This is a genomic window from Alteromonas lipotrueae, assembly GCF_019249255.1.
Taxonomy (GTDB): Bacteria; Pseudomonadota; Gammaproteobacteria; order Enterobacterales; family Alteromonadaceae; genus Alteromonas; species Alteromonas lipotrueae.
The window spans coordinates 20049-27277 of sequence record NZ_JAESDJ010000025.1; the positions used below are offsets into that span (position 1 = coordinate 20049).

5 protein-coding genes are annotated in these 7229 nt (G+C 41.3%); 4 read left to right on the forward strand and 1 reads right to left on the reverse strand.

Features of this window, described 5'->3' with window-relative positions:
- The first annotated feature begins 51 nt into the window (after positions 1–51).
- The 3 genes from KYS23_RS19835 (at position 52) to KYS23_RS19845 (ending at position 4366) form a co-directional block, all read left to right on the forward strand.
- Positions 52–3321 carry an nSTAND1 domain-containing NTPase gene (locus tag KYS23_RS19835; protein ID WP_246604521.1) on the forward strand — a complete coding sequence of 1090 codons (3270 nt, stop codon included), beginning with the start codon at positions 52–54 and terminating at the stop codon, positions 3319–3321.
- 12 nt (positions 3322–3333) lie between these two features.
- Positions 3334–3699 carry a DP-EP family protein gene (locus KYS23_RS19840; RefSeq protein WP_013783395.1) on the forward strand — a complete coding sequence of 122 codons (366 nt, stop codon included), beginning with the start codon at positions 3334–3336 and terminating at the stop codon, positions 3697–3699.
- Between the two features lie 334 nt (positions 3700–4033).
- Positions 4034–4366 carry a hypothetical protein gene (locus KYS23_RS19845; RefSeq protein ID WP_218419936.1) on the forward strand — a complete coding sequence of 111 codons (333 nt, stop codon included), beginning with the start codon at positions 4034–4036 and terminating at the stop codon, positions 4364–4366.
- Positions 4367–4401: 35 nt separating this feature from the next.
- Here the strand turns inward: KYS23_RS19845 and KYS23_RS19850 are convergent, their stop codons facing one another.
- Positions 4402–5358 carry a GGDEF domain-containing protein gene (locus KYS23_RS19850; RefSeq protein ID WP_232370649.1) on the reverse strand — a complete coding sequence of 319 codons (957 nt, stop codon included), beginning with the start codon at positions 5356–5358 and terminating at the stop codon, positions 4402–4404.
- 492 nt (positions 5359–5850) lie between these two features.
- Here KYS23_RS19850 and KYS23_RS19855 point away from each other — a divergent pair, with 492 nt between their 5' ends.
- Positions 5851–6642 carry an EF-hand domain-containing protein gene (locus KYS23_RS19855; RefSeq protein WP_218419938.1) on the forward strand — a complete coding sequence of 264 codons (792 nt, stop codon included), beginning with the start codon at positions 5851–5853 and terminating at the stop codon, positions 6640–6642.
- Positions 6643–7229: the final 587 nt, after the last annotated feature.

Sequence of the window (7229 nt, forward strand, 5' to 3'; positions counted from 1 at the left end):
TAAAGTAGGTTAAGTTTGTTCTGATTGGTTTCTTTTGAGCAAATTGAATACATGTTGAAGCAATTTTATTTGGGCGACTGGCAAGTAGAGCCAGCATCAAACACCCTTATATTAGGTAAAACGAAGCGCACCGTTGAACCCAAAGCAATGGACGTTCTATTGCTATTGTGTCAGCAAGCGGGTGAAGTGGTTAGCGCCGACGACATTATTACCCAGTGCTGGCCAGACGCGCCCGTTGGCGATAACCCTATTCATAAAACCATAACCCAATTACGTAAAGCATTAGGTGATAAAGCCAGTGCCCCTTCTTTTATAGAAACCATACGTAAACGAGGTTATCGGGTTATTGCCGATGTTCAGTTTTTAGAAGATGAACAAACACGTGCCGCCGAAACCGATTGGCAGGGTCAATCTCCGTTCCCTGGCTTAACCGCGTTTACGCAACAAGAAAGCCAAGTTTATTACGGTAGAAATGCGGCAGTAAAAAATTTACTGGCTAGGCTTTCGGATCAATTTACCAAAAAACGCCCTTTTACCCTTATTATCGGCCCTAGCGGTTCAGGTAAAAGCTCGTTAGTGCACGCAGGTTTATTACCTAGGTTATTAAACAACAAGGGCGCCAATGGTGTTCATGCCATCGATTACGCCAGTATTGATATTGCAGATATTCAGACGGCACAGATTGTGGAAGAACTTGCCGCCTGTATGTTAGATTGGGATATCAACGATGCCCCGTTGTTTGAAGGGGAAAGTGCCGATTCATTAGCGGCAAAACTGAAACGCGACCCTAAGCCGGTTATTCATTTAGCGAAAACTAAACTTACAACTGCAAGCCAGTACAATAACGTCGCTTTCCCTTGCTATGTAATAGTACTCGATCGCCTTGAAGCCTATTTGGCCACTAACCATGTTGATAGTACCCAAAAGGAAGCGGTGTTTACGCTGCTTGAAGCATTAGCAGAAAGTGGCTTCATTTTAATGCTTTTAGTATGTCGGAATGATTTTTACCATCACTTAGCTGCCTACCCCACCCTAATGAAAAATAAAGAGCGTGGAGCACATTTCGACCTTACGCCCCCTTCGGCCAGTGAATTAAGCCAAATGATACGCCTTCCAGCTATTGCCGCAGGGCTAGAGTGGGAAGAAGATAACCATACCGATGTTACGTTAGACGACATTATACTTACCGAAGCCGCGGCAGAACCCAACTGTCTTCCATTATTACAATACACCTTACAAGAACTGTACTTGCAGCGAACAGCCAACTTGCTGCAAGTTAGTACCTACAAACAGTTGGGCGGTATAGAAGGCGCAATTGGCCACAAAGCTGAACAGCTTTACCAACAGATGCCGGCGTTAGTGAAAACTGCACTCGACCGCGTGCTTCCTCTAATTGTAACGCTTACCCAAGATGGCAGTAACTTAACCAGCCGCACCGCATTGTGGAGTGAGCTTAGTAACGATAACGAGAAAAACTTTGTCGAGCTAATGGTAGAGCATCGGTTATTTGTATCGCACCTTTATCAAGACAAAGCCTGCTTTAAAGTGGCGCATGAAGCCGTCCTTAGGCGCTGGCAGCGAGTACAAGGTTGGATTCAACAACACCAAAGCGCGCTGGTAAGCAAAGGCAGATTAGAACAACAAACCAAACAATGGCTGCAAGATAACAAAAGTAAGGCGTTTTTACTTACACAAGGTAAGCCCTTAACTGATGCTTTGGCGTTAAACGCCGACACTAGCTTAACACTGACGAATGACGAATTAGCGCTCATTCGGGCGTCACAGAAAACGGTGCAACGCAAACGGGTTATTCGCGGGGTTACCTTTGCAGCCCTTGCTTGTTTAACCGTAGTTTCATTTGGTGCCATGCTACAAAGTCAGCAATCGCAACAACTGGCCGAAAGGAAGCGATTAGAAGCTGAAAATTTAATGGGCTATATGATAGGTGACTTTGCCAATAAACTACGTAGCGTAAAACGTATGGACTTATTGGAAGGTATCAGCGAACAAGCACTGAGTTATGTTGAACAAGCTCAGCAAACGAGTGAATATGGATTTTTTACCATTAGCCCGCCAAAAGCGAGTTTCGAATTGCGTTTTCAACATGCGCTTTCACTGCAAGCTATGGCAGAAGTACGATTTTATAGAGACGATGTAGCCACCGCGAAAGAAGCTTACGAAGAAGCCGATGTACATATAAAGGCGCTGTTGAGCGATGCACCCAATCACTTCGAGCTACTTAAAGCCGCGGGTGCAAACGCATTTTGGTTGGGCCACATCGCTTATAACGATGGCTTGATGGACATAGCCAGAACGGCATTCGAGCGTTACTTAGCTTATAGCGAACGTATGCTATCAATAGCCCCAGACAATACTGACGCTATGCTAGAAGTGGCCTACGCACAAAACTCTTTGGGCTCTCTTGAATATGAAAATTTTGAATTTGGTAAGTCGATTGAATACTTCAGTGCATCACTAAAGCTCAAACAATATATCGCTGAACAAAACCCTGATGATTTTGATGCTCAACTTTATGCTGCCGATACCCTGTCGTGGATAGCGTCGGCTACTGTTCATACTGGGGAATATGAAAAAGCTTATGGATTGTACGAGGATGCTGAACAAGCTTTTGAAGATATATATATACTTCATAGTTCTAATGCTGCCGCCATTGAACCTTATGTTGCAGTTCTTGTTCAAAAAGCGCTCTTAGCTAAAAAGTTAATGCTGAAAAAAAACTACGGCACAACACTAGAGAAAAGTTATATAATTGTAAAACAGGCGATCTCGCAAGATATTAACAACAGTGAATGGCAATTGGCTTTTTTTCGTATAGAAGCACTTTTACTAGTAAGTGATTCAAGTTTTAAAAGCTCTATTGATGCTCAGCAGGTATTAGCCAAGGTAATTGCATCTAATGCAGAATGGATACTTTTTCCCTTAATTGAATACTTTCAAATGAATTCGCACTGGGAAATTATTACTCAAATTCAAAAATATATACGCTCAATTACCCCAGAAATTATTGAGTCTTCATTAAAATCCCGTGAGCCAAGCTTTACAGAATATAGTTTAAAAACAAAAAAAATATTATCTCAATTTATTAGAAGTGAAAACATTTTTACCGATGAGCGCAAAAGTTTACTTTGTCATGAGCTTCAACTTACCACATCGAAAATCGTCGAAAAATCTTATCACCCCGATGCAATTTTACCGCATTTTTTTGCGAGTCAATGTACTAACAATACTTCTAAAATAAATGGTACTTTGAAAGCTCACGCAAAAACTTTGACCAAACCTTTCTACTTTGATTATTTATAAAAGGAATAAAATATGTCTAATCCAACACCGATATTTCAGTTTATGGTTTCAGTATTTACGGACGAAACTCCACCTCGATATGCTATTTATGATACCTCAGGCAACCCTGCAACAGGTAATGTAACAGTAACTGAGTCCAGTAGCATGATAATGTATACTTTGAAGAAAGAGTCTAGCGATTTACAATTCGTGGGCCCAGTCATATCTGGTGATTTAGATAATGACTTGACTTACAGTATAACTGAAGATGGGCAAACTATTATCTTTGTAGATTCAGACTCAGCAACAGAAAGTATTTGTATGAAACTAGTTACAGCACCTAAGTCGAGCGTTTATACCAGTCAAGATCCACAAATCATTAATAAACAGAAAAATTAATTTTATAGAATTGGCGGCTGTTAGCTGCCAATTCTGGTTTAAAATGCGCTTTAATATCTGAGGACTTACTTAAGCCTCCCTGTTTTTATTCTATACACCAAACAATACTGATATAGTTTTTATGCGCTAAAAGTAGCGTGTTTATTTTTTAATTTTTGAAGGGAATAAAAATGAAGTCAATATATAAAAATAGTAAGACATTGCTTAAGCCATTGTTTTTTTTGCGGTACTACTCTCTTTCTCAACGTTAGCACAAGAAGCCACATCAACAACAAATTCAACTGAAACGACTAATACGGCCACCTTTACCTTACAGCTTTGGGCACCGGATGAAGTGCCGCCTGCCGATGCCAAACATGTGGAAATTGGTGAAGGCTATTACTATCGCTACACACCCGAAGCAGTTGCATTTGATGGCAATACTAATCGTAAATTGAATATCGAATTTTCGTCCGCTTTAAATGACCGTTACGCCTTTCGTTGGGTTACCGCAACCAGCCCTGGTGATGTAACCTTAGAAGATAAGACCGATGCCAGCATACACATTGGTGTTGATGACGGTAACGACCTGGCAGACGATATTTATTTAGAAGTATGGGTTTTCGATACCCAAACCGGCGAACGGTTCATGTGTGATCCACAAATTATAAATAGAAAACCAGTTTAAAAATTTAGGGCTTCGTGAGGAAGCCCCATTCTATTTCACAAAAAACAAATCTGATCTCTTCCCTGAGACTTAGCCTGATAAAGCAATGTATCAGCCGCGTTCAACAAACCTTCTTTTGAACTGTAGCGGTTCTCCATTTGCGTTGCCACACCCATGCTTACTGTTAACTCTGATTCTTGCGATAACGCAAACTGCCTGGTACTTAATTGCGATATATGTCGCTTAATACGTATGGCTAACAATTGGGCGGTCTGTGCTGAACATCGGGGCAACACTAAGGCAAACTCCTCACCGCCATAGCGTGCGGCTAAGGTATCGCGATTAGGAAGGCTTAACGAAATAGTTTCCCCTATTCTCTTTAAGCATCTATCCCCCGCTATATGGCCATATTGGTCGTTGAAGTCTTTAAAGTGGTCGATATCAATAAATATAATACTTAGCGGTACATCGTCTTGCTCGCAAAGATCCCACTGTTTATCAAGGTATTCGGCAAACCGATGACGATTAGCTAGCCCTGTTAAATAGTCGGTATTAGCTTTGTGTAATAGAGAACCGTACTCTGCCTTGTGAAGCGTAAGGTCGCGGAGTATGCAAAGATACAATGTATTCGCCGATGAGAATGCTTCTGGTAGCGTTGATATCGACATTTCAACACACACATGTGTTTGGTTGTCTTTGTCTGCTTGAAGGTTAACTTCCATAGGAGGGGCGGAAATTAAACCTCTTTGGCCTGCATCTAAGCTCTCAATAACATAAGTTTGTGACTTACCCGTATCATCTATAACTAGCTCAAGTAAATTATGCCCTAGCAGTTTGTCTTTTTCTATTCCCAGTAATGAGGCGGATGTAGAGTTAAGCATTTCAATAGTGCCGTTAACATCTATAACGACAACTGCTTCATTGAGAAAATTAATCATGCGCGAAAGTGAAGAATCCTGGTAAAAGTTAAAAAGCTTCTCTGTGGGTTTTTTATTAATATTTTTACTAAGCATTGTTGAAAACATTCCTTATCCCCTAGCTTTGGGCCGTATTGATTGAACAAAGCTTACGGATAAATCTCAAATTAAACCTTCTGGTTACCTTACGAATTAAAACACTGATTTAATTGCAAATTTCAGAGTCAGGAAGGTTAAATCTCGAACCAATTAAGAAGGGAATGGAGCTTTTAAGCGGGAATGTCTGAGCTATGTAACACAGTGCATATATTTCACAGCTTGTGTCTTTTTAACACTTTATTTACCTATGTCGTTCAGGCAAATAAATAAAAGTGCATTTAAATCAATATATTAACGTTTGGCACAAAGTATGAATTATAAATCAGGAATGAAACAGTGTGATTTACTAAACAGGAATAAAGATATGTAGGAGTAGAAGTACGGAAATACCTTCGTGCCTTTTAGATTGTCGTCAATACCGTGAACAGTTTCGGCATTCACTTCTCATATTTAACCCAAAGCATTACACATGCAAAGAAGGAATTTATTATGAAAAAGCTAACGTTAGCAATGGTTATTGGCGCAGTAATGTCTACTTCCGCGTTCGCTGCCCATCATGAATCTAGAATAACCTCAGACTTTGAGGCACTAGATGCAAATGGCAACGGCATGCTTTCCAAGGAAGAGGTTAAGGGAAGTATTACTGAAGAGACTATGTCTAAAATAGACACAGACAGTGATGATAAGATTAACCGTTCTGAGTTTACTGACTACATTAAGGCGAAACCTGAAAGGTTTACTGACGAATTAGTGGTTAAAGAAAAAACAAACCACGATGGTAAAGCCAATAGCGCGCACCAACCCATGGACGAGAAAGAGGCTATGGGAACAGGTGGCGATGTGATTAGCGAAGCAAATAAAGAACTCCGCTCTGAAACGAAAGCCAATGCAAACCATGATTCAATGAGCAAGACATCCGCTATGGCTAAACATGATTCCATGGGCGCAGATGGCGATGTAATTAGTGAACAAAATAAAGAAATGCGTTCTGAAATGAAAACTAGCGACACACAACACTCAATGAAACATGGTGATGCCATGGACGAAACGGGTGCTGTGATCAGTGAAAAGAACGAAACATTACGTACAGAAGTTACGGATGCTGCGAATATGCGATTCGATGAAGCCGATGCTAATAAAGATGGTGAACTATCTAAACGTGAAATTGAAAACGCAGGTATTAAAGGTGATTTCATGACCATGGATAAAGATGGCAACGAACTTATTACTCGTATGGAATACCGTAGATATTTTGAAGAAATTAAGACAATGGGCCAGTAATACTAAGCTTAATAGTTTCATAGTTTAAGCCCCGCCCCTGCGGGGCTTTTTATTGCCTGTTCACTTTCTTACAAGCATAAAAAAAGGGCTATCCGTTAGGATAGGCTTCGTTGTGAAGCAATCGTTGTGAAGCAATATCTTCGAATGGGATTGCTTCACAACGAACTATGGCAGTGTGGAGGGCCACCCCGTGCTAACTCTGGCAACCATTTCATGGCTTGCACGTTGTCCCATGGGGCTGGGCCACACTAGCTGGGCCACACTGGCTGGGCCGGTCACTGGAACCCCGCACTATCCCCACGCCAGTTACTGGTCGCCGAGTCTCGGCATGCGCTAATAGGTTTCACTTCTGAGTTCGATGGCTCATATACCACGGGGTGCAGAATCATGATGCTTTTTTGGAATGAGCGCGCAAGGAGGACCTGCAGTACGCTCAGTTTTTTACTACGGCGTAACTGCTAATATTATTTTCTATTAGACATAAAAAAAGCCCTTATCATACGATAAGGGCTTTCTTCGAATGGGACCTGGCAGTGTGCTACTCTCACATGGGGAAACCCCACACTACCATCGCCGCTAATACGTTT